Source organism: Gordonia sp. SL306, from assembly GCF_026625785.1.
Lineage (GTDB): Bacteria > Actinomycetota > Actinomycetes > Mycobacteriales > Mycobacteriaceae > Gordonia.
This window is the reverse complement of record NZ_CP113063.1, coordinates 4,578,869-4,605,345: the sequence shown is the minus strand read 5'-3', so window position 1 is coordinate 4,605,345 and position 26,477 is coordinate 4,578,869. Positions and strand designations below refer to the sequence as shown.

The window sequence follows — 26,477 nt, the reverse complement described above, 5'->3', positions numbered from 1 at the left end:
TGCGAGAGCCAGTGGTGCACACGCCAAGGTTAATGCCGCAGTTCACCCCGCGTAGCGATTGAGAACGCTCACCACCCCCGGCGTCCCGCGGAACGCGATCGCAGCCTCATAGGCGGCCTCTCGCAGCCGGTCCCTCGGCTCCCGGGCGGCGACGGCCCCGGAGCCCGCCCCGATCACGTGGACCAGACAGTTCACCGCGCGCGCCTGGAAGAATGCTCGATCACGTGCCTCGTCGTCACCTCGACGACCCGCGATGAACGCGCGTTGTTCCAATTGCGCGAGGCAGCTACCGACCTCCAACCGGTGTCCCGCCGACACGGATCCGCGTTCCCGCAACTCGGTCAGCGCCGTGGTGAGCTCCGCGCTGTCGCCGACGTCGACACCCGAGAGCACCGTGATCGCCAGAAAGTACATGCACGGGGCGAGATCACTGTCGGGGACGCGGTCCACCAGCTCGGCGACACCGTCGGGCAGTCGCGTGATCCGATCGCTCATGGGTGCTCGCTCCCCGGCTCGTGGGAAAGCGACAGAAGTCCGTCGTCAGATCCGTGCTCGTCCGGCGCGAACAACTCGGCATCGGTTCCGGCCAGCGCTGCGAGGGTCCCCGGTGCCATCGGCGTCGCCGCTGCGATCGCCTGCAGGCTGATCCCGGATTCGGTCATGTGATCGACGACGGCGAGTTCGGCTGCCCGGCCGCTGCCGGCGATGATCTCGCCGGGGCCGAGCGTGATCCCTTCGCGCTGATAGGGATACGGGTCGCTGGTGCCGATCACCACCGCACGGGAACCGTCGGCGGACACACCGATACCCACGGCCATTCGGACCCAGCCGGCCACCGACGACGGCAGTGCCGACTGCAGTTGGGCCGCCCGCCGTTGCAGCCAGTCGGTGTCGGGACCGCTCAGTTCCGCCGGGCCGCCACTCACCGTCCCGGCGTGCGAGGCGGCCAGTGCGCCGGCCCCCGCGGCCAGTCCACTCATCGCCGAGAACGGCAGCATGCCACTGGTCGCTGCCGGTTGTGCCTGATCGTCGTGGTGTCGGTGGCCGGCGTCGCCGGCCGCTTCGGTGTAGTCCTCGCCGGCCGCCGTCAGTGCCATCCGACCTCCGCCGGCGGCGACCACGCGTGCGGAGTCGTCCCCCAGCGTCGAGAGCAGGTCCGATCGCAGTCGCTCCCGGTCGGCGAGCGATGCGATCACGGTCATCTCGTTGTGCGTGGTCGCCGCGGCATCCGCGTAGCGCTCCAGCGCCGTCGCAGTCGACTCGAGCCGCCCGATCAACCGCCCGAATCCCGTGTCCGGGGAGCCGGTCAGCGCGCGCCCGCCCTCGACGACCCCGTCGTGGAAAGCGCCGGCACCGCTCACCTGATCACGATGCGCCGCAACGACCTCCGCGGCCAGGTCGGCCGCCCGCGACGCCAGATCACGACAGCGGGCGGCAGCCGCTCGTAGTCCGCGGACGTCGGCACTCGGCCACGTACCGGGAGCCAATTGCTCGGCCAGGGCACGGATCTCCGGCGGCACGCTCATCGGCGTCGTCCCCGTCGTCATCGGTCGCCCGACTTCAGCCGCAGACCCGCCTCGTCGTCGGCGCCGCCGATCTCGCGCACTCCACGGGCGATCAGCGTCTGATGATCTGCCAATGCTCGCGCCACCCCGGCCGACGCTCCCGCGAGATCGGTGGTGAGGCCGGCGAATCCAGTGCGAAATGCGCGTGCGGCATCGTCGACGCCGATCGCGGCCTCGGCGTCGGCGAGCGCGTCGGTCACCTCGACGGCAAGCCACCCGAGCCTAGTGTCGACGGCCGCGAGGCGGGCGGTGAGCCGGCTCAACGAGTCGACGTCGACATCGAGTCGCCCGACCCCGGCCTCCGGACGGCCATGCTCGCCGGTACGTGACGGCGCCTCGCCGGGAACGGATGTGTCAGTCATTCGTGTCCCCCGCCCGTCGCGGCCATGTGCCCTCACCCACTCGGATATCGGAGTAGTCCGGTGATGGTTGGACGGCCTCGGTGTAGATCTGGTTCCGCTGGTCCTGCAACCGCCGGTCCGCCTCGGCGACGAGCGCGGTGATCTGCGCCGAGAGCTGGTCGGCCCGATAGCGACGCATCGCGCGGGGATCGATCGTCAGATCGTGCAGCAACCCGCGGGCGTCGACGGTGACCGACACCAGACGATCGGTGCTGACGGCACGAGCGGTCAACCCGGCCATCGCCTCGCCGACCCGGGTCAACTCCGACCTCTGACGAGACAGCTCCTCGAGCATCGCCGACCATCGATCCGCCATCATCCGACCCCCTCCCGGTCGAGCAATCCTAGCGGGCGCTCAGACGAGATCCGAGCGCCACATCCGGCCGCCGTCAACGGGTCAGGCCGACCGCGAGGTCACTCGGCGCGATCGTCGTGTGATCCGCGAGGCAGCAGGTCCGGCCTGCGCGCAGCCGTCCGCGCCAGCGACTGCCCGTGCCGCCAGGCCGCCACCTTGGCATGGTCGCCGCTGAGCAGCACCGGGGGCACGTCGAGGCCGCGCCACGACACCGGCCGGGTGTAGCTCGGCCCTTCGAGCAGCCCATCGGAGAACGAATCCTCTTGGTGCGACTGCGGATTGCCGAGGACGCCGTCGATGAGCCGGACGGTGGCCTCGATCATCGCCATCGCCGCGACCTCGCCTCCGATCAGCACGAAGTCGCCGAGGGAGACCTCCTCGACCCGTACGCGACGCGCCGCGTCGTCGAAGACGCGCTGGTCGATGCCCTCGTAGCGCCCACACGCGAACACCAGCTGATCTTCCGCGCTCCAGCGCTGTGCCGTCGCCTGGGTGAACGGCACGCCCGCTGGGGTCGGGACGACGAGCAGCGCGTCGTCGGGACACACCTCGTCCAGACACGGTCCCCACACCTCGGGCTTCATGACCATCCCGGGCCCGCCGCCGTACGGCGAGTCGTCGACACTGCGGTGCACGTCGTGGGTCCACGCACGCAGGTCGTGCACGTCGACACTGATGCGGCCCGCATCGATGGCCTTGCCCAGCAAGGCAAACCGCAACGGGTCGAGATACTCGGGAAAGATCGAGACGACGTCGATGCGCATCGTCACGCCTCGGGGTCGAGCAGACCGTCGGGGGGATCTATCTCGATCAGTTCGGAGGTCACGGTCGGCACGATCTCGCGGACGAACGGGATCAGCACCTCGGCGCCCTCCGGCGTCGTGACGGCGAGGATCTCCCCGCCGGGCAGATGCAGCACGGATGCGACCCTGCCCACCGCCGCACCGTCGATCGTCGAGACCGGCAGACCCTCGAGTTCGTGATCGTAGAACTCGTCGGGGTCGTCACCCGAGTCGACGTCGGTGCTGTCGATCAGAAACAGCGTGCCGCGCAGAGCATCTGCCGCCGACCGATCGGCCACCTCGTCCAGGGACAGCAACAGCCGCCCGGCATGATGCCGGGCGGCTGTCACCGTGAATGTCTTCTCCCCGCCTCCGCGCGGCAGTCGGCCTCGCAGGTCGGTCCCGGGAGCGAATCGCGACGCCGGATCGTCGGTGCGGATGTCGACGACCACCTCACCGCGAACACCGTGCGATTTGGCCACACGGCCGACCACGAGATCCATCGCGGAGTCGTTCTCGATCAGCGATCGGTGTCGACGATGTCCACACGCATACCGCGGCCACCGATGCCGGTGACGAGGGTACGCAGTGCGGTCGCGGTGCGGCCGTTGCGACCGATCACCTTGCCGAGGTCCTCGGGGTTGACGTGCACCTCGACAAGCCGACCACGGCGGCCGGTGATCATCTCGACACGGACGTCGTCCGGGTTCGCGACGATGCCACGGACGAGGTGCTCGACCGCGTCAGCGACGACTGCGGTCACGCGTCGGCCTTGTCGTCACCGGTGGTCGCGGCGGCGTCGGCGGGGGCCTCGGCCGGGGTCTCCTCGTCGGCCTTCTTGGCAGCCTTCTTCTTCGGGGTGGTGGCCTCGGCGGCCGGTCCGCTGTCGGCGGCGGCCAACGCGGCGTTGAAGAGGTCGAGCTTCGACGGCTTCGGCTCCTTGGTCTTCAAGGTGCCCTCGGCGCCCGGGAGGCCCTTGTACTTCTGCCAGTCACCGGTGACCTTCAGGATGGCCGCGACGGGCTCGGTCGGCTGTGCGCCGACGCCCAGCCAGTACTGCGCGCGGTCCGAATCGACCTCGATGAGGCTCGGCTCTTCCTTCGGGTGGTACTTGCCGATGGTCTCGATCACCCGGCCGTTGCGGCGGGTCCGAGAATCAGCGACGACGATGCGGTACTGCGGGTTGCGAATCTTGCCGAGACGCGTGAGTTTGATCTTGACAGCCATGTTTCTTCCTCGAGTGGTCACTGCGCAATTCAGCGGCCCGTCCGGTGACGGACCCGGTTTTGCGATCTGTTGTGGTGTGACCGTCGGTCGGTGCGTAACCGGGTCCGACGAACCAGCGTGCCATTCTGCCAGACCGGGCTCCCGGAGCAAAAACCGCGTCGAATCGACGCTGCGGCCCAGACCTCCCCGAGGTCGCGCACGCGGTGTCGAACACGGGGTTCGACATGTGGTTACCCACCCCGCTGAAGGTAACCACATGTCGCGTGCCGACCGCGGAGACCCCGACTCACCGATATCTCCCGTGGTGGCCCTCCCCCGACCTGCCTCGGGTGAAGTCGGCGATGTCTCCGCGCCCGCGAACCCATGCAACGCGGTCGTCACATTACCAGCCGGTAAGTTAGCGGTACCAGTTCGACGAACGTGGAGTACCTCACACGAATACGTCACAGCCGCGGATGCGAGCTGGGGTTTTGTGCGCAACGAGGTCAGGAAACGGTTAGCCCGGAGCAAACAATCGACCGCGGTCGGCGCAGGGTCGTCAGGTCTTCTCGTGGGTCGTCGTCGAGGACGACGAAGTCGGCACGATCGCCTTCGCCGAGGACGCCTGCGCCGAGCCACTCCCGCGGCGCGACGCTGGCGGCCCGCAACGCACCCTCCGCCCCGAAGCCGACCGCGGCCATCGCCACGATCTCGTCGACGATCCGCCCGTGCTCGACGAACCCACCCGCGTCGGTGCCGGCGAACATCGTGATCCCCGCCTCACGGGCGGCCGCGAACACAGCCTCCGCATTCTGGTGGAGCTTGCGCATGTTCGCCTGATAGGTCGGGAACCGGTCGGCGCCGTCGGCGATACCCGGGAAGTTCTCCACCTGGATCAGGGTGGGCACCAACGAGATCGACCGTTCGACCATCTCGTCGACGAGATCTGCCGTCAGTCCGGTGCCGTGTTCGATGCAGTCGACTCCGGCGCCGATGAGGTCGGGCAACGCATCGGAGCCGAAGACATGGGCGGTGATCCGCGCTCCCTCCGCGTGCGCGGCGGCCACTGCCGCATCGAGTTGTCGCCGCGTCCACAGCGGCGCGAGATCCCCCACCTCGCGGTCGATCCAGTCGCCGACGATCTTCACCCAGCCGTCTCCGTCGCGCGCCTGCCTGGTCACCTCGTCAGCGAGCTCGTCGGGATTCTCGAGGTCGACGCCGTAATCCCGCAGATACCGCTTGGGGCGCGCGATGTGCTTGCCCGACCGGATGAAGCGCGGGCACGATGGGTCGTCGTCGAGTGGGTGGGTGTCCAGAGGCGACCCCACCTCGCGAATCAGCAATGTGCCTGCGCGCGCATCCGCCTTCGCGTACTCGCGCGCCCGGTCGATGGTGACGCCGAGGCCCGGTGCGATCCCGACGTGGTTGTGTGCGTCCACCAGGCCCGGGATGATCCAGCCGCCATCGAGGACGGTGCGGGCCGACGCCACCGGCTCGCGGGTGATCGTGTCACCGACCACCCAGAGGTCGATCTGTTCGTCGCTGAACGGGTCTCGCCCACGGTAGTGCCGCACGTCGTCGGCGGGCGCCGACCCGATTCCCATCGGTCCGGCCACCGCGGCTACTTCTTCTTCTTGGGCTGGAATTGGCTGACGTCGAGGCCTTCGAGCCCCGGCGGCAGCTCGTCGAGTCCCGCAGGCATGTTGGACAGGTCGGGGAAACCGGCAGGCATCCCGGGCATACCGCCCATGCCGGGGAAACCGGCACGCGCGGCCTTCGGTGGCGTGGGTCCGCGGCCCTTGCCCTTCTTGCCCTTACCCTTCTTGCGGTTGGTCTTGCGTCCCCCGCCGCCCATGCCCATTCGGCCGGACATCTGCGACATCATCTTGCGGGCGTCGTAGAACCGATCGACGAGCTGATTGACCTCGCTGACCGCGACACCCGAGCCGTTGGCGATACGCAGCCTGCGTGACGCGTTGATGATCTTCGGGTTGTCCCTCTCGGCCGGCGTCATCCCGCGGATGATCGCCTGCACGCGGTCGAGCTGCTTGTCGTCGACCTGCGACAACGCATCCTTCATCTGGCCTGCGCCGGGCAGCATGCCCAGGATGTTGCCGATCGGACCCATCTTGCGGATCATCAGCATCTGCTCGAGGAAGTCCTCGAGGGTCAGCTCCCCCTGGGTGATCTTCGCCGCTGCGGCCTCGGCCTGCTGGGTGTCCCAATGCTGTTCGGCCTGTTCGATGAGCGACAGCACGTCGCCCATCCCGAGAATCCGACTGGCCATCCGGTCCGGGTGGAAGACGTCGAAGTCGTCGAGCTTCTCGCCCGACGACGCGAACATGATCGGACGACCGGTGACCTCACGCACCGAGAGCGCCGCACCACCACGGGCGTCGCCGTCGAGTTTGGTCAGTACGACGCCGGTGAACCCGACTCCGTCCTGGAAGGCCTCGGCGGTGGACACCGCGTCCTGACCGATCATCGCGTCGACGACGAACAGGACCTCATCCGGTTCGGTGGCATCACGGATGTCCGATGCCTGCTTCATGAGCTCCTGGTCGATGCCCAGTCGACCCGCGGTGTCGATCACCACGACGTCGTGATGCTGGGCCGCCGCCTCGGCCACGCCGCTGCGTGCCACCGACACCGGATCGCCTGCAGTGACACCGAGCTGGCCCTCGCCGCCGATGCTGGTCCCGGGATGCGGCGCGAAGACCTTGACGCCGGCACGCTCACCGACGATCTGCAGCTGTGAGACCGCGCCGGGACGCTGCAGGTCGCAGGCCACCAGCAGCGGGGTGTGGCCCTGCTTCTGCAGCCAGTGACCGAGCTTGCCTGCCAGGGTGGTCTTACCGGCACCCTGCAGGCCGGCCAGCATGATCACCGTCGGCGGGTTCTTCGCGAAGGTGATCCGACGCGTCTCGCCACCCAGGATCCCGACGAGCTCGTCGTTGACGATCTTGACGACCTGCTGGGCAGGGTTCAACGCACCGGATACCTCGGCACCCTTGGCACGCTCCTTGACCTTGGCGATGAAGCCACGGACCACGGGCAGGGAGACGTCGGCCTCGAGCAACGCCAGCCGGATCTCACGGCAGGTGCGGTCGATGTCGGCATCGGACAACCGGCCCTTACCGCGAAGATCCTTCAGGGCATCGGCCAACCGATCGGAAAGCGAATCGAACATGCCTCTAGTCTTCCATGCTCGTGCCCCGGCCCGATCACCTCCGGTGTCGGAATGGATCACCGGCGCGTGGTCGTGTGGTCGTCGTGGTCCGTCCGGCGGGTGCGCTCAGCTGATCGGCACCCCCGACCGCGCGGTCCCGCCATGGTGCTGCGGGCCGTCTCCGTCATCGCCTTCGGCACGCGGTTGCGGCGGCGGACACACCGCGAGGACGTCGTCGGCCACGCGCGTCCTTTCCGACGCGCTGTCGTCGTCGAGACGTAGACAGAACGTGTCGACGACGGTGCTGCCCAGGGTGGCGACCTTGGCCCAGCGCACCTGCGCGCCGTGGCGTTCGATCACCGCGCTGACACGGCTCAACAGACCGATGCGGTCATCGGTCCGCAACTCCATCAGGACGTCGCCGGGCTCCGCGGGTGAGTCGGCGGCGTCGAGATCGACCCAGATGACGCGGGGTGGTGCGACCGCGAACAGAGCGGGCACCGCGGTCTTCGGATGGCCCGCACCATCAACGGCCGGGTCGGTGCTGCCTGCCGAGGCACCGGTTCCCGCCGACACCCCGGGTGTCGCCGACACCGACCCGATCGTCGGGATCGGCGATTCGGCCTCCCGCGCGTCGAGCCGGGCCAACACGTCGATCTTGCCGTCGATCGCGGCCATCAGCTGCTGGCGCATCAGCCCGGCCTCGGGCGGGCTCCCGAAGAGCGGGACCACGACGAACGAGTTCACCGCACTGCCCGCATGACCCTGCACCGTCGCCGAGTGCGACCGAAGGCCGTTGAGCGCCAGCACGCCGGCCATCTTGGACAGCAGGCCGGGCTGGTCCGGGGCGACCATCGTCACCCGGAAGGTGTGCGGGCCGTCGGCAGGCGACATGACCACGGCGAACCCGCCGGCCTCCGCCAACGCGATCTGCTCCGGCGACAACGACTCCGGCCTGGCCGGCTCACCCCCGTCGATCAATCGGAGTGCACGCCGCACGAGGTCGTTGATCAATGAGGCCTTCCACTCGCCCCACACCCCGGGCCCTGTCGCGAGCGAGTCCGCCTCGGCCAGCGTCGCCAGCAGCTCGAGCAGGGTCCTGTTGTAGCCGAGCGTCGCGGCCACCGATTCCGCGGTCGCCGGGTCGTCGAGGTCGCGGCGGGTCGCCACACTCGGCAGGAGGAGATGGTGCCGGACCATCTCCGACAGGAGAGTCACATCTTGCGGCCACAACCCGAACCGATTTCCCACCTGGATGGCCAGGTCCGCGCCCACGATGCTGTGATCTGCACCGCGTCCCTTGCCGAGATCATGGATCAACGCACCGAGCACCAACAGGTCCGGACGCGACACCCGCGTGGTCATCGACCCGGCATGCGCCGCCGTCTCCACCAGGTGACGGTCGACGGTCCACGTATGGATGGCGTCACGCGGCGGGAGATCACGAACCGCACCCCACTCCGGCAACAGCCGACCCCACAGCCCGGTCCGGTCCAGGGCCTCGATGGGGTCGACCATGTGATGACCCGACCCCAGCAGCACGAGAAGATCGCTGAGGGCCTCGGCGGGCCACGGTTCCCTGAGTTCGGGGGCGTAGTCGGCCAGACGGCTGAGGGTCGACGCACTGATCGGGAGACCCGTGCGCGCCGACGCCGAAGCCACCCTCAGAATCAGGCCCGGATCCTTGCTGGGAATCGCGTTGCGCGCCAACACGATCTCCCCGTTGTGCTCCACCACGCCCTCGTCGAGCGGGCGGCGGATCGGCGATCGGCGCAGTTTGGCGAGACCACGGCGCGGCAACGCATTACCCGCGGTCCGTAGGCCCACATCGATGGAATAGCTGATGGTGCGGGCCGAATCGCTGATGACCCGCGCCAGGTCGAAACGGTCGCCGATCCTCAGGGCCGCGCCGATCTCGTCGGCGTCCTGTGCGCGCACCTGCTCCCGGGGACGGCCGGCGATCCGGTGCAATTCGGTACGGATGTCCAGCAGTCGGCCGTAGGCGACCTGTGGCCCCGCCCCCGGGGAGTCCGGCCGCAGGCTGGCCATCCCGTCGGTGAGTTGCGCGATGGCCAGCGCACCGAGCAGCTGGACGTCACGCAGACCGCCGCGGCCGTTCTTCAGGTCCGGCTCGGCGCGGTGCGCGATGTCACCGGCGCGGCGCCAGCGATCCTGCGCATGCGCGACAACTGCGGGGAACCGATCACGGATGTCGGTGCGCCACTGCTGGCGGATACCGCCGATCAGCAAGGTGGACAGATCCTCGTCGCCGACGATGTGCCGCGCCTCGAGCAATCCGAGTGCGGCACTGACGTCCTCAGTGGCGACCTGGAGCGCCTGCGGGACCGTGCGCACGCTGTGGTCGAGCGGAATGTTGGCGTCCCACAACGGGTACCACAGACCGTCGGCCACCTCGGCGACCTCGTCCGGTGGCATGTCGTCGTGCAACAGGATGAGATCGAGATCGGAGAAGGGCAACAGTTCGCCGCGTCCGAGTCCGCCGACCGCGATGATCGAGTATCCGCTGTCCGGCCGGATCCCGAGTTCGACGCCCTTGGACGTCAGCCAGAATTCGTGAAGGTCGACGAGCACCTGCCGAAGGCCCGGTGCGTCGAGCTTCCCGCTCTTGCCCGACTCCAGGAGCTGACGGCGGGTCGCGGCGAGATCGGTTGCGGCCACCGGTGTCTCGGGAATCGGACGTGCAGGACGCGGCCCCGCGCCTGAATCATCAGACGCGGGGCCGTGAGATGGGTTGAGAAAGGGCATCGGCCCGGCTTACAGCGCGTCGGCGCCGCGCTCACCGGTGCGGACGCGAACGACCGACTCGACCGGCGACACCCACACCTTTCCGTCACCGATCTTGCCGGTGCGTGCGGCCTCCACGATGACGTCCACGACCTTGTCCACCGCCGCGTCGTCGACGACGACCTCGACGCGGACCTTGGGTACGAAGTCCACCGAGTACTCGGCGCCGCGGTACACCTCGGTGTGGCCCTTCTGCCGTCCGTAGCCCTGGACCTCACTCACGGTCATACCCAGGATTCCGGCCTGCTCCAAACCTGCTTTGACGTCCTCAAGCGTGAACGGTTTCACGATTGCGGTGATCAGCTTCATGAGTTATCCCTCTCCACAAGAATCAGCGTAGTAGCGAAAGTGCAGGGATTCATGCGAGTTCATATGCCGTCTCCGCATGTTCCGCCTCGTCGATGCCGTTGTGCTCGTCTTCCTGGCTGACCTTCCAGCCCAGCGGCTTGAGGACCAGCGCGATGATCGCGGTGAGGACACCGGTGAACACCAGGGCGAAGAGTGCGATCACGATCTGCACAACGAGCTGCTTGTAGTCGTGTCCGTAGAACAGACCGGTCTCCTCGGCCAGCAATCCGATGCCGATCGTGCCCCAGAGACCCGAGACGAGGTGCACACCGACGACGTCGAGCGAGTCGTCGTAGCCGAACTTGTTCTTCAGGCTGATGGCGAGCGCGGACAGGATACCGGCGACGACACCCAGGATCATCGATCCGACCGGGGTCAGCGCCCCACAGGCCGGCGTGATGGCGACCAGACCCGCGACGATGCCCGATGCCGCACCGACCGAGGTGGGGTGCCGATCGCGAACCCACTCAACGGCAAGCCAGCCGATCATCGCGGCGGCGGTGGCCGCTGTCGTGTTGATCCACACCTTGCCTGCGACCATGTCGGCGGCGAGTTCCGATCCGGCGTTGAATCCGAACCATCCGAACCACAGGAGGGCCGCACCGAGCATCACGAACGGGATGTTGTGCGGCCGGTAGGCGGTCTTGCCGAATCCGGCACGGGAACCGACGATCACCGCGAGCACGAGGCCTGCCATACCGGCGTTGATGTGGACCACGGTGCCGCCGGCGAAGTCGATCGGCGCGACAGTCGCTGCGCCGTCGGTGGTGCCGAACATCCATGAGGCGAAGCCGTTCTCGGCGCCGGACATGATGCCGCCGCCCCAGACCATGTGCGACAGCGGGAAGTACACGATCGTCGCCCAGACGACCGAGAACACCAGCCACGTCGAGAACTTCACGCGCTCGGCGAGTGAGCCCGAGATGAGTGCGACCGTGATGACCGCGAAGGTCAGCTGGAATGCGAGGAACACCGTCGACGGGATCGTGAGCCCGCCGGTGACGACCTGCTCGACCGCCTCCCCGCCCTGGGTCACCTCTTTGGTCTCCATCAACTGATTGGACCCGAAGAGCGCGAACGGGTTCGAGAAGACGCCCCAGATGTCGTCGTCGCCTGTGATGCCATTACCGAAAGCCATCGAGAAGCCCCACAGCACGTACACGACACTGACGGTCGCGATCGAGCCGAAGGACATCATCATCATGTTCAGAACCGACTTGCCCCGCGATAGCCCCCCGTAAAAGAAGGCCAATGCCGGCGTCATCAGCAGAACCATCGACGCACTGGCGAGCATCCACGCTGTATTGCCGGCATCTGGAACTGCGAAAGCATCGTCTGGCAGTGCCAAAACCACTGTAGAAACCTCCTCAGAGTGCGCCGACGGCTCGGCGCCTGCAAAGAGACTGTCGGCAGTCGGTTTCATCCGTGGTGCTCAGACGTTTCGAGAATGTGAACCAGTCGCCGGTTTATATTTCCTGCGGGTAACAGCGCAGGTCGTGCCTCAGCGGGTTCTCAGGCCCGTCGAAGAATCGCCGACCGCGAATTCACGTTCCCGGAAGCTCGATTTCAGAACGGTGAATCGTCTACAGCAACGCGTCGACAAATGCCTCCGGCTCGAACGGCGCCAGGTCGTCGGCGCCCTCTCCGAGGCCGACGAGCTTCACCGGTACACCGAGCTCTTCCTGCACATGGAACACGATGCCGCCCTTGGCGGTGCCGTCCAGCTTGGTCAGGACCACACCCGTGATGTCGACGACTTCGGCGAACACCCGCGCCTGCGTGAGCCCGTTCTGGCCCACGGTGGCGTCGAGCACGAGCAAGACCTCGTCGACCGGCGCCTTCTTCTCGACGACCCGCTTGACCTTGCCCAATTCGTCCATCAGACCGGTCTTGGTGTGCAGTCTGCCCGCGGTGTCGATCATCACCACGTCGGCACCGTGATCGATGCCCTTGACGACGGCGTCGAAGGCCACCGACGCCGGATCCGCCTGTTCCTTGCCCCGGACCACCTCCGCGCCGACTCGTTCGCCCCAGGTCTGCAGCTGGTCGGCGGCCGCCGCGCGGAAGGTGTCTGCGGCGCCCAACAGCACGCGCCTGCCGTCGGCCACCAGTACCCGCGCCAGTTTTCCGGTGGTCGTCGTCTTCCCGGTTCCGTTGACCCCGACCACCAGGACCACGGCGGGCTGCCCGGCATGCGGCAGCGCACGGACCGAGCGGTCGAACTCCGGACGCAACTGCTCGACCAGCACCCGCTTCAGCAGCGCGCGTGCGTCGTCGGCGGTACGCACGTTCGACGTGGCGAGTTCGGTCCGCAGACGCTCGACGACCGCCATCGTGGAGGCCGTGCCGAGATCGGCCATCAAGAGCGTGTCCTCGATGTCCTCCCAGCTCTCCTCGTCCAGATCGCCGGCCCCGAGCAGGCCGAGCATGCTCTTGCCGATCGCGCCCTGGGACCGTGACAACCGCCCACGCAGACGGCCGAGCCGGCCCGCCGTCGGGGCGATCTCGTCGAGTTCGGGTGCGGCGGGCGCGGCAGCCTCGGGTGCTGCGGCCTCGGGTGCTGCGGGTTCGGGTGCTGCCGGTTCCGCGACCGGCACCTCGGATATCGCCCCTGCCTCAGGTGCCTCCGGCGCCGCTGCCTCAGGTGCCGGTTCAGGTTTTGCGGGCTCGACCGCGGGCGCCTCGGGCGCTGAGCTCGGGGCCGCGGCGACGTCGTCCGGTACCGATGTCTCGGCGGTGTCGTCGGGCAGGGTCTGCGTGCCGGTGTCCGTATCGGCGTCGGGCAGCGCGACGTCCCGGATGCCTCGCTGCGCGGAGTCGCGGGGCACCGACGCGTCGTCACCGACACCGGGCTGGCCGTCGACCTCGGTGCGCTCCGTACCGGGACGCACCACGGGTTCCGGGGGTTCGGCGAGACCGACCCCGCCGCCGCCCTGACTGAAGTTGAATCCCGAGCCCGCTTGATACCCGCCCGACTTGTCGACCTGCCTGGTCGTACCGTCGACCGGACCCTGTGTCGCCGAATCCTCGGACAGCGAGATCCGCCGTCGCCGCGACAACATCACGCCGAGAACGATCAGCGCGATGAGCACGATGACGGCGACAACGATGCCGATGATGACTGCGGTGTTCACTCCGGTAGACCCCTGTCGATGTGGTTGATGCGAGCGAGCTGACCCGATCAGGGTCGCACGTGACGGTGAACGGCCGTCAGGTCGCGTCGGTGTTCGTGACCGGCAGGTCCACTCCACGCAGGCGCTGCGAGATCACCGTGGTGATGCCGTCGCCGCGCATACTCACGCCGTAGAGCGCATCGGCGACCTGCATCGTCGGCTTCTGGTGCGTGATCACGATCAGCTGGGATCGCTCACGCAACTGCTCGAACAGCGAGATCAGTCGCCGCAGGTTGGTGTCATCGAGTGCCGCCTCCACCTCGTCCATCACATAGAACGGGGAGGGCCGCGCCCGGAAGATCGCCACCAGCATCGCCACCGCGGTCAGCGACTTCTCACCGCCCGACAGCAGCGAGAGCCGCTTGACCTTCTTACCCGGTGGGCGGGCCTCGACCTCGATTCCGGTGGTGAGCATGTCGCCGGGCTCGGTGAGCACGAGACGTCCCTCGCCACCCGGGAACAATGTGGTGAACACCTGTGCGAACTCCCGCTCGACGTCGGCGTACGCCTCGGTGAAGACCTGCAGGATGCGGGCGTCGACCTCCTCGACCACCGACAACAGGTCCCGACGGGCCGCCTTGACGTCCTCGAGCTGAGCCGACAGGAAGTTGTAGCGCTCTTCGAGCGCGGCGAACTCCTCGAGCGCGAGTGGGTTGACCTTGCCCAAGGTGTTGAGGTCCTTCTGCGCCTTCTTGGCCCGCGTCTCCTGCGTCGCGCGATCGAACGGCAACGGCGCGGGCGCGACCACTGACTCGCCACGGGCCTTCGCCTGCTCGTACTCGTGCATCTCGAGCGCCGACGGCGGCATCGGCACATCGGGACCGTACTCGGCGACGAGGTCGTCCGGCGCGATCGCGAACGAATCCAGGATCTGTTCCTCGAGTTGCTCGATCCGGAGAGCGGCCTGCGCCCTGGCCAACTCGTCGCGGTGCACGGTGTCACGCAGCGTGTTGAGTCTGGTGGTCAGCTCGGCGGCCTTGTTCTTGAGTTCGTCGACGGCAGCGGTCCGCTCCACGCGCACCTGTTCGAGTTCGTCACGGCCTGCCTGCGCGTTCTGCACAGCCACCGAAAGTCGCTGGGAGACTTCGGCTCCCGCCTCCACGACAGCCGACGCGACAGCAGCCGCACGCCGGCGCGCCAGATCCTGACGCTCAGCACGCAGACGCGCCTCGCGTTCGCGCTGCGCAGCCCGACGCAGGGAATCCGCACGTCCCCGCACCGAGGCGAGTCGTTCTTCGGCGGTGCGCAACTGCAGCCGCGCCTCCATCTCCGCCGACCGCGCCGCGGCCACCGCCTCCGCCGCGGCGGTACGGGTCGTGTCGTCGCCGGCGTGAGCCGGTGTGTCGTCGGATTCGTCACGCGCATAACGCAATCGCTCTTCGAGCTCATGCAGGGTGGTCAGCGCCTCGGCGCGACCTTCCTCGGCCTTTCCGCGCTGGCGGGTCAGACGTTCGCTCTCCGATCGCGCCGCGCGGATCTCGTGGCCGAGGCGCGCCATCTGCTCGTAGGTGCCGCCGACGTTGGCGTCGGATTCGTGCAACGCGGCCAACGCCTCTTCGGCCGATTCGCGTCGGCCCACCTGCGCGGACATCGCGCCGTCGAGGGCGGCCTCGATCTCCTCGAGCCGACGTCGGGCCCCGGCCAGTTCGGAGGTCGCCGCATCGATGGCCGACTGGACCTCGAGCGTCGACGGCCGGTGCGACGAGCCGCCCTCGATGGATCCCGGACCGATCCGGTCGCCGTCGAGGGTGACCGTCCGGACACGGTGCCGCTGCGCGATGTCGAGACCCTGCTCGGCGGTGTCCACCAGGACCGTGTCGGCCAGGACATGCTCGACGGCCCCGCGGACCGACGGCCGGCAGGTCACCACCGAGGACGCCCAGCGGGCACCGTCGGGCAGGTCGATGTCGGTCCGGGCCGCGGCGTCGGGCAGGCCGCCGAGGATCAGCGCGGCACGACCACCGTCGCCGGATTTCAGCGCGGCGAGCGCCCGGACCGCAGCGATCGCGTCCACGGTGGCGATTGCGTCGACCGCAGGCCCGAGGGCACCGGCGATCGCCGTCTCATATCCGGCGTCGACGGTGAGCAGTTCCGACATCGGTGCGACCAGCCCGTCGGGGGCGTTGTCTAGGAGCCAGGCACCGCCGTCGTTGCGTTCGAGTCCGACCTCGAGTGCCTCGATCCGCGCGGACAGCGACGCGATCCGCTGCTCGGTCTCACGTTGCCCGGCCTGCAGCGACGCCACCCGCTCGTTGGCCTGGTTCAGCGCCGTGACCGACCGTTCGTGATGCTCGTCGAGTCCGTGCTCGGCGGCCTCGTACTCCCCCAGCGTCTCGGCCATCGAGTCCTGCTGGGCCTGAGCCGCTTCGGCGCGCTGGTTCGCCGCGGCGATCGCGCTGGTGAGGCGTGCCGTCTCGGCGTCGACCGACTCCGACTTGGTCCGCAGGTTGGCGACCTGCCCTTCGAGGCGGGCGAGTCCCTCTCGGCGGTCGGCGATGGCCCGAACCGCCGCCATGTGCGCCTGTTCGGCGTCGGCTGCCACCTGCTCGGATCGGGACAGTTCTGCCTTAGCGGCGTCCAGATACTCTGCCGCGGCACCCACCGTGCCGTCGAGTTCGGCCTCGGTCAGTGCCGCTTCCTCAGCCTCGCGTTCGAGTTCGTCGGGATCGGGGCCACCCGGCGCGCTCGACGGCTCGCTCAGGTAGCGGCTGCGCTCGGCCGCCACCCGGCACGTCGCGTCCACCCGCTCGGCGAGTGCGGACAACCGGAACCAGGTCTGGGCGGCGGCGGTGGCGGCAGGCGCCACCTCCCCGAGGTGGCGTTCGTGTTCGGCGAGTTCGGCGGTGACATGGTCGAGTGCGGCGGTCACCTCGTCCTGTTGGTGCCGGACCTCGTCCTCGACCGCCGTGTGCTCGGCCATCTCGGAACGGCGGGTGACCAGATCGTCGGCGGCCAGCCGCAGACGCGCGTCGCGGAGGTCTGCCTGCACCGTCTGCGCCCGGCGCGCCACCTCGGCCTGCCGTCCCAGTGGTTTGAGCTGACGTCGGAGCTCTGCGGTCAGGTCGGTCAGGCGGGCCAGGTTGGCCTGCATCCCGTCGAGCTTGCGGACCGCCTTCTCTTTCCGCTTGCGGTGTTTGAGGACGCCCGCCGCCTCCTCGATGAACGCCCGCCGATCCTCGGGTCGTGACTCGAGGATGGCCGCGAGCCTGCCCTGTCCGACGATGACGTGCATCTCCCGGCCGATACCCGAGTCACTCAGCAACTCCTGCACGTCCATCAGCCGGCAGGAGTTCCCGTTGATCTCGTACTCGCCCGCCCCGTCGCGGAACATCCGCCGCGTGATGGAGACCTCGGAGTACTCGATGGGCAGTGCGCCGTCGGAGTTGTCGATGGTCAGGGTCACCTCGGCGCGACCGAGGGGCGGCCGTCCGGAGGTGCCCGCAAAGATGACATCTTCCATCTTGCCGCCGCGCAGCGCCTTGGCGCCCTGCTCACCCATCACCCAGGTCAGCGCGTCGACGACGTTGGACTTGCCCGACCCGTTGGGCCCCACCACACAGGTGATACCCGGCTCGAATCGCAGCGTCGTCGACGACGCAAACGACTTGAAGCCCTTCAGGGTGAGGCTTTTGAGGTGCACGACGGTACAGAATACTCACCATCGTGGCCTGATCACGGTCACCACGCGGTGGCGAGCACGTCCCTCCCGCGCCTCGTGCGGCCACAATCGGCGAGGGTCACCGCTCGACGAAGCCGCTCAGATCGCCGCGTGCGGCGTCGAACCGCTCGACGACGAGGTCGACCGAACCCGCGGTCTCGCCCGACCGCAGCGCGGCCAGCAGCGCCTCGGCCGCGTTCCGAGGCCCTTCCGCGACCACCAGCACGCGGCCGTCGGCCAGGTTGGCGGCATACCCGACGAGTCCCAGCTCGAGCGCCCGGGAGCGCGTCCACCATCGGAACCCGACGCCCTGGACGTACCCGTGCACATACGCGGTGAGCCGGACGTCCCCGTTGTCGGGCATGGCTCAGTCGGTCTCGATCGCGAGGTTCACCGTGGCACCGGCCTTGATCGTGCGCCCGACCGTGCAGACCGCGTCGATCGCACGCTCGACCACCACGAGCAGCCGCTCGGCGGCGGCGTCGTCGAGTTCGGACAGGTCGACCTCGAGGACTTCGTCGAGGACCGGGTACCGCTCGTTCTCGCGGTCGGCCGCGCCGCTGACCCGGACGGTGGCGTCGTAGTCGTCACCGAGCCGCCGGGACAACGGCCGGTCCGACGACATACCGGTACAGGCGGCCAGCGCGATCTTGAGCAGTTCCCCTGGGGTGAACACGCCCTCGACGTCCTCGGAACCGATCAGGACCTCGGCACCCCGAGAGCTCCGCCCCTTGTAGCGGCGGGTGCCGGTGCGTTCGACCCACAGATCGGTGTGGGGATGGTGTGCCGCCTGGCCGTCGGCCGCTGTCTGCGTGGTCTGCTGATCGGTCGTCATGGTCGCTGATTCGATCCTTTTCCTCGGGTACGGCCGGTGATCCGCTTCGTTGCGATCTCTGCTGAACTCACAACACGCACGGACCCGGATTGCTTCCGGCTCGATTCGCGCCGCTGACACTTCGGGCAGTAGTACGAGCTGCGGTTCATGAACTGCTCGCGGCGCATGATCGCACCACAGCGCCGGCACGGCAGTCCTTCGCGCCCGTACGCATTGAGCGATCGTTCGAAGTACCCCGACTGCCCGTTGACGTTCACGTACAACGAGTCGAACGACGTCCCGCCGACCACGAGGGCCTCGCCCATCACGTCGGTCACGGAGCCGACCAGATCGGCGATCTTGGCCCGGCTCAATCGATCTGCCATCCTCGTGCCGTGAATCCGACTGCGCCACAACGCCTCGTCGGCGTAGATGTTGCCGACCCCGGAGATCACCGTCTGGTCCAGGAGCACTCGTTTGATCTCCGAGTGCCGGGCTCTGATGGCGACGACGACGGCTGCCGCATCGAATGCCGGGTCGAATGGGTCGGGTGCGATGTGCGCGATCGACTCGGGCAGCGAGCCCCCGTCGGCGACCGGGGGCCCCAGGTATTCGTCGACATGCCAACCGCCGAAGGTCCGTTGGTCCACGAATCGCAGCTCGTTGCCGTCGTCGAGAGTGGCACGGATCCGCAGATGCACGTGGTCCGGGACCCCGGCCTCGGTGATCAACATCTGACCGCTCATGCCCAGGTGGACGACGACCGGAAATCCGTCGGTGTCGTCACCGAGGTCGAGCCAGAGATATTTTCCGCGTCGGTGGGCGCCGGTCACGGTCTTTCCCATCAGACGTCCGGCGAGGTCCGCGCCACCCCCGAGGTGACGCCGCACCGATCGTGGGTGCAGCACCTCGACGGCGACGATCTGCCTGCCGGCGACATGGTCGGCGAGGCCACGCCGAACTGTCTCGACCTCGGGTAGCTCGGGCACGGGGCTCCGCCGATCAGTTCGCGGCCGCGGCGCGGTCGGTCAGCACCTGCCAGGCCAGGGCCGCTGCCTTCTGCTCGGCCTCTTTCTTGGTCCGACCACTGCCCTCGCCGAGTCCTTCCCCGGCGATCATCGCGGTCGCGGTGAATTCCTTGTTGTGGTCGGGACCGGTCGAGGAGATCTGGTAGTGCGGCGGACCGAATCCGTGTTCGGCGGAGAGTTCCTGCAACGAGGTCTTCCAATCCAGCCCAGCCCCGAGATGACCTGCGTGCCCGATAATCTCGTCGAACAGACCCAGGATGATGGTCTGGCATTCGGCCAGTCCGTGCTCCAGGTACAGCGCACCGAGTAACGACTCCAGGCCGTCGGCGAGGATGCTGTCCTTGTCGCGGCCACCGGTCATCTCCTCACCCCGCCCGAGGTAGAGATGGCGCCCGAGACCACCCGGGCCGAGACCGCGGGCCACGTCCGCGAGCGCATGCATGTTGACCACGCTCGCCCGGATCTTGGCCAGCTCACCCTCGGATTTGTCCGGATATCGAAGGTAGAGACGCTCGGTGATCACCACACCGAGCACCGAGTCGCCCAGGAACTCCAGGCGCTCGTTGGTTGGCAGTCCCCCGTTCTCGTATGCGTAGGAACGGTGGGTCAATGCGAGGGTGAGCATCGGCGGAGACAACTCTCCGCGTACGGCGGTGAGCAGATCCCCGAACCCGCCGTCGGTGGTCTCGGTCCGCGTCGACTCGTCGGTCGCGCCTTGTCCTTCGGCCACGACGGCTCAGTCACCACCCTGATCGTCCGGACGTCCCGATGCGTTCGGGGACGCTTCCTCCGTGGCACCGAATTTGTCCCGCAGCGCCGCCCAGCGCGGGTCGATGACGTCGTGGGCGTGCCCGGGTTCGGCGACCGCGAGCCGGACGCCGCACTCCGGACACAGCCCTTCGCAATCCTGCGAGCAGAGCGGCGACATCGGGAGCTCGAGCGCGACGGCGTCGATGATCGATTGCTCCAGATCGACGCGGTCGTCGGAGATGCGGTGAATGTCCTCGGCGTCGGTGGTCTGTTCCGTCTCACTGTCGGGATAGGCGAACAGTTCGGTGAGGAAGACCGTGACGGTGCCGTCGACCGGTTCCAGACAGCGCGAGCACTGCCCCTGGGTTTCACCGCTCACGGTCCCGGTCACCAGCACGCCTTCGCTGACCGATTCCAGTCGCAGATCGAGGTCGACCTCGGAGTTCTCGGGGATCGCGATCATATCGACGCCGAGACGCTCGGGGGCGATGGCGGTGCGGTGTACCTCAGACATCGTTCCCGGCCGGCGGCCGAGGGACCGGATGTCGAGCACGAAGGGATCACGGACGGCTGCTGCCGAGTCGGGCGTCCGCCTTTCGGGGCCGCCGCGCGGATCGGCAGGTGACACCGACTCGCCCGCGGCGGTTCCGCGGCTCATTGCATGTTCAGACACAGTTGCACGATACGCCCGACCTGCGGGGTGTTCGAACGACATCCGCTCGAATCACCCGTGGCAGGGGCCGATCGCCTCACACCGCCAGGCGGGAACCCTGCTCGTCGGCGACATCCCGGCTCGACGACGCACCGCCCCGCGGTGCCGGCGGCTCGTCCACGCTGCGCGGATACTCGACGTAGTCGTGCATGCCTGCACCCGTGCGCAGCTGATGGCGGCCTCGGTTCACCGACCGCAGCGTGCCCGTGAGGATCTCCTCGAACTGCGCCAGCTTCTCGTCGACGTAGATGTCGCAGTCGCCCCGCAGTCGGTCGGCCTCGGCGTGTGCGGCATCGATGATGCGTTCGGCCTCGGACTTGGACGCGGCGACCACCTCGGCCTCCGAGACCAGTCGCTGCTGTTCGGCGATGCCGTCGGCGACCGACTTGTCGTAGGAGTTGTTGGCCGAGTCGATGGTCCGCTGCGCTTCGGCCCGTGCACGTCCGGTGACGGCGTCGAACTCCCGCGCCGCACTCGTCGACAGGCGATGAGCCTCGGCGGTGGCCTCGTCCACCAGCTGGTTACCGTGGGCGCCGGCCTCGTCCACCATGCGATCGGCCTGCGCCTTGGCCTCGGAGAGGATGCGGTCGGCCTCGGCGCGAGCGTGGCCCATCACCGCCTCGGATTCCGAGTCGGCCTTGCTGATCACGTTCTCCGCGTGCTCCCGGGCATTGCCGACGAGCGAATCGCGCTGATCGAGCACGTCCTGAGCGTCGTCGAGCTCACCTGGAATGGAGTCCTTGATGTCGTCGAGGAGTTCGAGGACATCGCCTCGCGGAACGACGCAGCCCGCAGTCATCGGGACGCTTCGCGCTTCCTCGACAATCGCGACGAGTTCGTCGAGCGCTTCAAAAACCCGGTACACAGCTACCCCAATCCGGCGTATGCCTTCGGTCTGCGAATGAAACAACTGTGACTATTGTGCCGAATGGTGTGCCTGTGATTAGTGAGGCGTGAGGGGTGTGTCGCGCAGCGGTGAGGCTAGATGCGGCGCTCCCCCGCCAGTCGCGCCTGCAGACGATCGTGAATCCTCGGCGACAGGAACGGCACCACGTCGCCGCCGAGCTTGGCCACCTCTTTGACCAAGGAGCTCGACACGTGCGCGAAGCGCGGATCGGTCAGCAGGAACATCGTCTCCACATCGGTGAGGTCGCGGTTCATCTGCGCCATCGGTACCTCGTAGTCGAAGTCGGTGCCCGAGCGCAGACCCTTCACGATGGTGTCGATCCCCTCATTGCGGGTGTAGTCGACGAGCAGTCCGGTCCACCGGTCCACCCGGACGTTCGGCAGATCGGCACAGTCCTCGCGGATGAGGGCGATGCGTTCGTCGACCCCGAACATGCCCTGCTTGTTCGGATTCACCACCACGGTGACCACCAGGGAGTCGAATCGGGCGGCCGCGCGCTCCACGATGTAGCGGTGGCCGACCGTGAACGGGTCGAAGGATCCGGGAAAGACAGCTGAGGTCATATCCGGAAATCTACGCGAGCGGTCACCACCGCCCGGGTCATGACCCGGCGGTCAACTCGGCCGTCAGCCGAGCCATGAGATCGGCGGCCGGGCCGGCGGTCACCGACCGCCAGCTCGTCCCCGCCCACAGATTGATGTCGTCGGCCTCACCGGCGGCGGTCGCCGCAGACCGGATCGGTTTCGTCACGTGATGAACGTGTGGATACCGCGCCGGCGCTCCGGAATGCCGCTCGGTGAACCCGTTTCGCAGCGACCGTGCCGAGCGGCCCGAGAAGGCCCGCGTGACGACGGTGTCGACATAGGGTCCTTCCAGCAGCGCCCGACGATACGGTGCCGCTGTCCCGGCCTCGTCACAGCACAGGAACGCGGTCCCCAGCTGCGCGCCGACTGCACCGAGCTCCACCAGCGATCCGATCGTCGCACCGTCGGTGATGCCGCCCGCCGCGATCACCGGGACACCGACCGACCCGACGACCGCCCGAACGAGGTCGGCGGTCGACGTGCGCGGTCCGCCTTCGGGTTCGGACGGATCGTCGAACCACAATCCGCGGTGACCGCCCGCCTCGATGCCTTGTACCACCACCGCGTCGGCACCCGATGCCACCGCGGTGACGGCTTCCGTCGCCGAGGTCACGGTCACCGCGACCGGTACGCCGAGTTCGTTGTGGACGCGTGAGACGACCGCGGCACCCGGGTCGCCGAAGGTGAAGCTGATGATCGCGGGCCGGTGCCGGGCCAGGACGTCGAGCTTCTCGGCCACCCGCTCGTCGGTGAACCGCGGCTCACCCGGCGCGACGCCGTAGCGCGCCGCTTCGCCGGCGAGTTCCTCGACGTAGGCCTGCACGGCACCGTCTGTGTCGTCGCCCGACTCGGTCCCGGACAGGAAGAGATTCACGCCGTAGGGCCGGGCGGACCGCTCCTCGACGTCGGTGACCAGGTCCTCCAACGCTTCGGGGGTCAGGTAGCCCGCGGGGAGCCAGCCGAGTCCGCCCGCTTCGCCCACCGCGGCGACCAGTGCGGGCGTCGACGGGCCGCCGGCCATCGGCGCGCACAAGATCGGCAACGGGACCTGCAGCGACCCGATCTGCATCGGGTCGACGCCGTCGACAGGTTCACTCATGGTCGGCCACCTCCACGCGGGTATCTCCGTAGTTCTTCTCGACGAGCACGCTCATCCCGTCCGGCCACTCGGTGACCGGCGCTCGCGCACTCCGTTCCACCACGACGATGCCACCGTCGGCCAGCCACCCGGCCCCGATGGCCGCGAGATCGGCCGTCATCTCGTCGTTCGCCTGGTCGTAAGGCGGATCGAGGAAGATCAGGTCGAATCTGCCGGCTGGGGCCGTCGACAGAAACGACGCCACGGCGCGGGTGACCACCACACCTGATCCGGCCTTTTCGCAGGTGGCGAGGTTCGCCCTGATCACCGAGGTGGCGCGTCGGCGAGAATCCACCAATGTCGCGTGCTCGGCGCCGCGAGAGAGCGCTTCGATCGCGAGCGCACCCGACCCCGCATACAGGTCGAGCACACGGGTACCCGCGAGATCGAACCGGGCGGAGATCATGCTGAAGACGGCTTCCCGGACCCGATCGGACGTAGGACGCGTACCGTCGTCAGGAACGGACAAACGGCGCCCGCGGGAGTCACCGGCGATGATTCTGGTCATTGCCCTCATTCTGCGCCCCGGACCGCTGTCGATGACGTCCGCCCCGTCCCCACGCATGGGCACCGGGTGACATGGATGTGACCCACTTCACAAACCGGTGCTGAACAGGCGGAAGGTAGGGCATTCAGGGACCGATTCCCGCTGCTAGATGATTTCGCGGACACACATTGTTAACGTCAAAAAGGTCATGAGCCCGTCCCAAACTAGAACGGCCCCAACAACTGCCCTTGCTGTCGATTATCGACAGCCCACCGCCGACGACGGCATGCGACTGTGGGAAATCGCCTCGGACTCAAAGGTTCTCGACGTCAACTCGAGTTACGCCTATGTCCTGTGGTGCCATGATTTCGCCACCACATCCATCGTCGCCGAAGTCGATGGACATCCGGTCGGTTTCGTCACCGGATATCGCCGTCAGACCGACCCGTCGACCATCATGGTCTGGCAGGTCGCGGTGGACGACAATTACCGTGGTCACGGCATCGCCGGCACCATGCTGCACCGTCTGTTCGACCGCACCCAGCAGTCGGGTGTGGTGGCGATGCACACCACGATCAGCCCCGACAACGGCGCCTCGCAACGCTTGTTCGAGTCCGTCGCCGACGCGCGTGGACTGCGATTCGAACGTCGGGATCTGTTCGCCGCAGAACAGTTCCCGGACGCCCACGAGCCCGAGGATCTCTACATCCTCGAACCTACAGTTTCCGAATTCTGATTTCGCACAACAATTGTGAAATTTTGGCGGGGCCATCTTCCGGGTCACCGGAGTTCTCGGCCGCCGCCGTCCATTGATCGTCACACCAAAAAAAGGGGGAAGTCACGATGGAGCTTCTCGATCAGACCGTTGATGATTCGGTCTTCACCCAACACGAGTCCGAAGTACGCAGCTACTGCCGTAGCTGGCCGACCGTGTTCACCCGCGCGAGCGGTTCGTGGATGACCGATACCACCGGTCGCGAATACCTGGACTTCTTTGCCGGAGCCGGCTCACTGAACTACGGGCACAACAACCCGATCATGAAAGCGGCTCTGCTGGACTACATCTCCGACGACGGCATCACCCACGGCCTCGACATGGCCACCGTCGCCAAGGGAAAGTTCATCGAGGCCTTCACACAGAAGATCCTCGCGCCGCGCGGGCTGGACTACAAGATCCAGTTCCCGGGACCCACCGGCACCAATGCGGTGGAGGCAGCACTGAAGCTGGCCCGCAAGGTGACCGGCCGTGAGTCGATCATCAGCTTCACCAACGCTTTTCACGGTATGACGCTGGGCTCGCTCTCGGTGACCGGTAACTCGATGAAGCGTGCCGGCGCCGGCATCCCGCTGGTCCATGCGACCCCGATGCCGTTCGACAACTACTTCGGCGGTGTCACCGAGGACTTCGGTTGGTTCGAGCGCGTCCTGGACGATTCGGGCAGCGGCCTCAACCGCCCCGCCGCGGTGATCGTCGAGACCGTGCAGGGCGAGGGCGGTGTCAATGTCGCCCGCATGGAGTGGCTGCGCGCACTGTCGGAGCTGTGCGAGCGCCGCGACATCCTGCTGATCGTCGACGACGTCCAGATGGGCTGCGGCCGCACCGGCGAGTTCTTCTCGTTCGAGGAGGCCGGGATCAAGCCGGACATCGTCACCCTGTCGAAGTCGATCAGCGGTTACGGACTCCCGTTGGCGCTGACGCTGTTCAAGCCGGAGCTCGATGTCTGGACTCCGGGTGAGCACAACGGCACGTTCCGCGGCAACAACCCCGCGTTCGTGACCGGCACGAAGACCATCGAGCACTTCTGGAGCGACGATTCGCTCACCAAGCAGGTGCACGCCAAGGGTGAGCAGATCAACACCGCTTTCACCGAGCTGGCCGAGCGCTACGAGGGCATCAGCACTCGTGGCCGTGGAATGGTTCGCGGACTCGTCTTCGAGGAGTCGGCGACCGCCAGCAAGGTGTGCGCGTCGGCATTCGGTGCCGGCCTGCTCGCCGAGACCTCCGGACCGTCCGATGAGGTCGTGAAACTTCTTCCCGCGCTGACGATTTCGACCGAGGACCTGGGTCGCGGACTGCAGATCATCAGCGATTCCGTCAAGGAGGTGATCGGATGATCGTCCGAACCACAGCAGAAATCACCGGTACCGACCGCGACGTCGCCGACCCGAAGGGCAATTGGGTCTCCAAGCGAATCGTCCTCGGTGGCGACCACGTCGGGTTCTCGTTTCACGAGACCACCATCAACGCCGGATCGGTCAACGAGTTCCACTACGCCAACCATGTGGAGGCCGTCTGGCTCGTCGAAGGCGAGGGCACGCTCCTCGACCGCGAAACCGGCGAGACCTATCCGCTCGCGCCCGGCACCATGTACCTGCTGAACGGCCACGAACGGCACACGGTCACCGCGGACACTCAGATGCGCATGCTGTGCGTCTTCAACCCGCCCGTCGTCGGCACCGAGGTGCACGACGAGGACGGCGTGTACCCGCTCGTCGCCGTGCCTGCCCCGGCAGGCAAGCACAGCACCGTTTAGCCGGTCGGCCACCGCGCCACAGGCACAGGGCCCGCCACGACTCGTCGTGGCGGGCCCTCTG

At 67.7% G+C, this 26,477-nt stretch carries 27 protein-coding genes; 3 read left to right on the top strand and 24 right to left on the bottom strand.

The window, feature by feature from the left end; translation table 11 throughout:
- Positions 1-42 precede the first annotated feature (42 nt).
- The 24 genes from OVA31_RS21055 to rsmD all read right to left on the bottom strand — a co-directional run bounded on the left by OVA31_RS21055 (position 43) and on the right by rsmD (position 23,903).
- A complete protein-coding gene (locus OVA31_RS21055) occupies positions 43-495 on the bottom strand; it encodes a hypothetical protein (protein ID WP_267628512.1) in 453 nt (150 codons plus the stop codon).
- Entirely contained in the window at positions 492-1,526 is a 1,035-nt protein-coding gene (locus tag OVA31_RS21050; protein ID WP_267628511.1) for a hypothetical protein, read from the bottom strand. The genes OVA31_RS21055 and OVA31_RS21050 overlap by 4 nt, the downstream gene beginning before the upstream one ends.
- Before the next feature lie 17 nt (positions 1,527-1,543).
- The gene (locus OVA31_RS21045) at positions 1,544-1,927 is read right to left on the bottom strand and encodes a hypothetical protein (RefSeq protein WP_267628510.1); all 384 of its coding nucleotides are present in this window, start codon (positions 1,925-1,927) and stop codon (positions 1,544-1,546) included.
- On the bottom strand, positions 1,920-2,285 hold the full coding sequence (locus OVA31_RS21040) for a YbaB/EbfC family nucleoid-associated protein (RefSeq protein WP_324290138.1): 366 nt from the start codon (positions 2,283-2,285) through the stop codon (positions 1,920-1,922). Before OVA31_RS21040 ends, OVA31_RS21045 begins: the two co-directional genes overlap by 8 nt.
- Before the next feature lie 95 nt (positions 2,286-2,380).
- Positions 2,381-3,085, bottom strand: a complete 705-nt coding sequence (trmD, locus tag OVA31_RS21035; protein WP_267628509.1) for a tRNA (guanosine(37)-N1)-methyltransferase TrmD — start codon at positions 3,083-3,085, stop codon at positions 2,381-2,383.
- 2 nt (positions 3,086-3,087) lie between these two features.
- Entirely contained in the window at positions 3,088-3,606 is a 519-nt protein-coding gene (gene rimM, locus OVA31_RS21030; protein ID WP_267628508.1) for a ribosome maturation factor RimM, read from the bottom strand.
- Between the two features lie 17 nt (positions 3,607-3,623).
- Complete coding sequence (locus OVA31_RS21025; protein ID WP_124706967.1) at positions 3,624-3,866, bottom strand: RNA-binding protein; 243 nt, start codon at positions 3,864-3,866, stop codon at positions 3,624-3,626.
- Entirely contained in the window at positions 3,863-4,330 is a 468-nt protein-coding gene (rpsP, locus tag OVA31_RS21020) for a 30S ribosomal protein S16 (protein WP_267628507.1), read from the bottom strand. The genes OVA31_RS21025 and rpsP overlap by 4 nt, the downstream gene beginning before the upstream one ends.
- 485 nt (positions 4,331-4,815) lie before the next feature.
- Positions 4,816-5,913, bottom strand: coding sequence for an amidohydrolase family protein (locus OVA31_RS21015; protein WP_267631632.1), 1,098 nt, complete (start codon positions 5,911-5,913; stop codon positions 4,816-4,818).
- 17 nt (positions 5,914-5,930) lie between these two features.
- Entirely contained in the window at positions 5,931-7,499 is a 1,569-nt protein-coding gene (ffh, locus tag OVA31_RS21010; protein ID WP_164306664.1) for a signal recognition particle protein, read from the bottom strand.
- 105 nt (positions 7,500-7,604) lie between these two features.
- Entirely contained in the window at positions 7,605-10,244 is a 2,640-nt protein-coding gene (locus tag OVA31_RS21005) for a [protein-PII] uridylyltransferase (RefSeq protein WP_267628506.1), read from the bottom strand.
- Positions 10,245-10,253: 9 nt separating this feature from the next.
- On the bottom strand, positions 10,254-10,592 hold the full coding sequence (locus OVA31_RS21000; RefSeq protein ID WP_005176661.1) for a P-II family nitrogen regulator: 339 nt from the start codon (positions 10,590-10,592) through the stop codon (positions 10,254-10,256).
- Positions 10,593-10,641: 49 nt separating this feature from the next.
- The gene (locus tag OVA31_RS20995) at positions 10,642-11,985 is read right to left on the bottom strand and encodes an ammonium transporter (protein WP_267628505.1); all 1,344 of its coding nucleotides are present in this window, start codon (positions 11,983-11,985) and stop codon (positions 10,642-10,644) included.
- A 229-nt stretch (positions 11,986-12,214) separates the two neighbouring features.
- Positions 12,215-13,765: a signal recognition particle-docking protein FtsY gene (gene ftsY / locus OVA31_RS20990; RefSeq protein WP_267628504.1), complete on the bottom strand. Its 1,551-nt coding sequence runs from the start codon at positions 13,763-13,765 to the stop codon at positions 12,215-12,217.
- A gap of 76 nt (positions 13,766-13,841) precedes the next feature.
- Positions 13,842-17,444 carry a chromosome segregation protein SMC gene (smc, locus tag OVA31_RS20985; protein ID WP_267628503.1) on the bottom strand — a complete coding sequence of 1,201 codons (3,603 nt, stop codon included), beginning with the start codon at positions 17,442-17,444 and terminating at the stop codon, positions 13,842-13,844.
- 97 nt (positions 17,445-17,541) lie between these two features.
- On the bottom strand, positions 17,542-17,826 hold the full coding sequence (locus OVA31_RS20980; protein WP_267628502.1) for an acylphosphatase: 285 nt from the start codon (positions 17,824-17,826) through the stop codon (positions 17,542-17,544).
- Positions 17,827-17,829: 3 nt separating this feature from the next.
- Positions 17,830-18,297, bottom strand: a complete 468-nt coding sequence (locus OVA31_RS20975; RefSeq protein ID WP_267628501.1) for an OsmC family protein — start codon at positions 18,295-18,297, stop codon at positions 17,830-17,832.
- Positions 18,294-19,265 carry a bifunctional DNA-formamidopyrimidine glycosylase/DNA-(apurinic or apyrimidinic site) lyase gene (gene mutM / locus OVA31_RS20970; RefSeq protein ID WP_267628500.1) on the bottom strand — a complete coding sequence of 324 codons (972 nt, stop codon included), beginning with the start codon at positions 19,263-19,265 and terminating at the stop codon, positions 18,294-18,296. Before mutM ends, OVA31_RS20975 begins: the two co-directional genes overlap by 4 nt.
- 13 nt (positions 19,266-19,278) lie before the next feature.
- On the bottom strand, positions 19,279-19,965 hold the full coding sequence (gene rnc / locus OVA31_RS20965; protein ID WP_203588507.1) for a ribonuclease III: 687 nt from the start codon (positions 19,963-19,965) through the stop codon (positions 19,279-19,281).
- Between the two features lie 75 nt (positions 19,966-20,040).
- On the bottom strand, positions 20,041-20,727 hold the full coding sequence (locus OVA31_RS20960) for a YceD family protein (RefSeq protein ID WP_267628499.1): 687 nt from the start codon (positions 20,725-20,727) through the stop codon (positions 20,041-20,043).
- Between the two features lie 76 nt (positions 20,728-20,803).
- Complete coding sequence (locus OVA31_RS20955; RefSeq protein WP_267628498.1) at positions 20,804-21,631, bottom strand: DivIVA domain-containing protein; 828 nt, start codon at positions 21,629-21,631, stop codon at positions 20,804-20,806.
- A gap of 116 nt (positions 21,632-21,747) precedes the next feature.
- Entirely contained in the window at positions 21,748-22,236 is a 489-nt protein-coding gene (coaD, locus tag OVA31_RS20950; RefSeq protein WP_267628497.1) for a pantetheine-phosphate adenylyltransferase, read from the bottom strand.
- 37 nt (positions 22,237-22,273) lie between these two features.
- The gene (locus tag OVA31_RS20945; RefSeq protein ID WP_267628496.1) at positions 22,274-23,356 is read right to left on the bottom strand and encodes an NAD(P)H-dependent flavin oxidoreductase; all 1,083 of its coding nucleotides are present in this window, start codon (positions 23,354-23,356) and stop codon (positions 22,274-22,276) included.
- Positions 23,349-23,903 carry a 16S rRNA (guanine(966)-N(2))-methyltransferase RsmD gene (rsmD, locus tag OVA31_RS20940; RefSeq protein WP_267628495.1) on the bottom strand — a complete coding sequence of 185 codons (555 nt, stop codon included), beginning with the start codon at positions 23,901-23,903 and terminating at the stop codon, positions 23,349-23,351. Before rsmD ends, OVA31_RS20945 begins: the two co-directional genes overlap by 8 nt.
- Positions 23,904-24,090: 187 nt before the next feature.
- Between rsmD and ectA the strand changes: the two genes are divergently transcribed.
- From ectA to OVA31_RS20925, 3 genes are all read left to right on the top strand, one after another.
- Positions 24,091-24,618, top strand: a complete 528-nt coding sequence (ectA, locus tag OVA31_RS20935; RefSeq protein ID WP_267628493.1) for a diaminobutyrate acetyltransferase — start codon at positions 24,091-24,093, stop codon at positions 24,616-24,618.
- Between the two features lie 107 nt (positions 24,619-24,725).
- Positions 24,726-25,997, top strand: a complete 1,272-nt coding sequence (gene ectB, locus OVA31_RS20930) for a diaminobutyrate--2-oxoglutarate transaminase (protein WP_267628491.1) — start codon at positions 24,726-24,728, stop codon at positions 25,995-25,997.
- A complete protein-coding gene (locus tag OVA31_RS20925; RefSeq protein WP_164306649.1) occupies positions 25,994-26,416 on the top strand; it encodes an ectoine synthase in 423 nt (140 codons plus the stop codon). Before ectB ends, OVA31_RS20925 begins: the two co-directional genes overlap by 4 nt.
- Positions 26,417-26,477: the final 61 nt, after the last annotated feature.

Excerpts from the sequence above, each read along its gene's own strand:
- coaD (WP_267628497.1), bottom strand. The coding sequence starts at position 22,236 with ATGACCTCAGCTGTCTTTCCCGGATCCTTCGACCCGTTCACGGTCGGC.
- rpsP (WP_267628507.1), bottom strand. The coding sequence starts at position 4,330 with ATGGCTGTCAAGATCAAACTCACGCGTCTCGGCAAGATTCGCAACCCG.
- rsmD (WP_267628495.1), bottom strand. The coding sequence starts at position 23,903 with ATGACCAGAATCATCGCCGGTGACTCCCGCGGGCGCCGTTTGTCCGTT.
- OVA31_RS21055 (WP_267628512.1), bottom strand. The coding sequence starts at position 495 with ATGAGCGATCGGATCACGCGACTGCCCGACGGTGTCGCCGAGCTGGTG.
- trmD (WP_267628509.1), bottom strand. The coding sequence starts at position 3,085 with ATGCGCATCGACGTCGTCTCGATCTTTCCCGAGTATCTCGACCCGTTG.
- OVA31_RS21045 (WP_267628510.1), bottom strand. The coding sequence starts at position 1,927 with ATGACTGACACATCCGTTCCCGGCGAGGCGCCGTCACGTACCGGCGAG.
- OVA31_RS20945 (WP_267628496.1), bottom strand. The coding sequence starts at position 23,356 with ATGAGTGAACCTGTCGACGGCGTCGACCCGATGCAGATCGGGTCGCTG.
- ectA (WP_267628493.1), top strand. The coding sequence starts at position 24,091 with ATGAGCCCGTCCCAAACTAGAACGGCCCCAACAACTGCCCTTGCTGTC.
- OVA31_RS20980 (WP_267628502.1), bottom strand. The coding sequence starts at position 17,826 with ATGCCCGACAACGGGGACGTCCGGCTCACCGCGTATGTGCACGGGTAC.
- ffh (WP_164306664.1), bottom strand. The coding sequence starts at position 7,499 with ATGTTCGATTCGCTTTCCGATCGGTTGGCCGATGCCCTGAAGGATCTT.
- OVA31_RS21015 (WP_267631632.1), bottom strand. The coding sequence starts at position 5,913 with ATGGGAATCGGGTCGGCGCCCGCCGACGACGTGCGGCACTACCGTGGG.
- ectB (WP_267628491.1), top strand. The coding sequence starts at position 24,726 with ATGGAGCTTCTCGATCAGACCGTTGATGATTCGGTCTTCACCCAACAC.
- OVA31_RS21005 (WP_267628506.1), bottom strand. The coding sequence starts at position 10,244 with ATGCCCTTTCTCAACCCATCTCACGGCCCCGCGTCTGATGATTCAGGC.
- OVA31_RS21000 (WP_005176661.1), bottom strand. The coding sequence starts at position 10,592 with ATGAAGCTGATCACCGCAATCGTGAAACCGTTCACGCTTGAGGACGTC.
- rimM (WP_267628508.1), bottom strand. The coding sequence starts at position 3,606 with ATGGATCTCGTGGTCGGCCGTGTGGCCAAATCGCACGGTGTTCGCGGT.
- OVA31_RS20925 (WP_164306649.1), top strand. The coding sequence starts at position 25,994 with ATGATCGTCCGAACCACAGCAGAAATCACCGGTACCGACCGCGACGTC.
- OVA31_RS20975 (WP_267628501.1), bottom strand. The coding sequence starts at position 18,297 with ATGACGACCGATCAGCAGACCACGCAGACAGCGGCCGACGGCCAGGCG.
- OVA31_RS21040 (WP_324290138.1), bottom strand. The coding sequence starts at position 2,285 with ATGATGGCGGATCGATGGTCGGCGATGCTCGAGGAGCTGTCTCGTCAG.
- OVA31_RS21050 (WP_267628511.1), bottom strand. The coding sequence starts at position 1,526 with ATGAGCGTGCCGCCGGAGATCCGTGCCCTGGCCGAGCAATTGGCTCCC.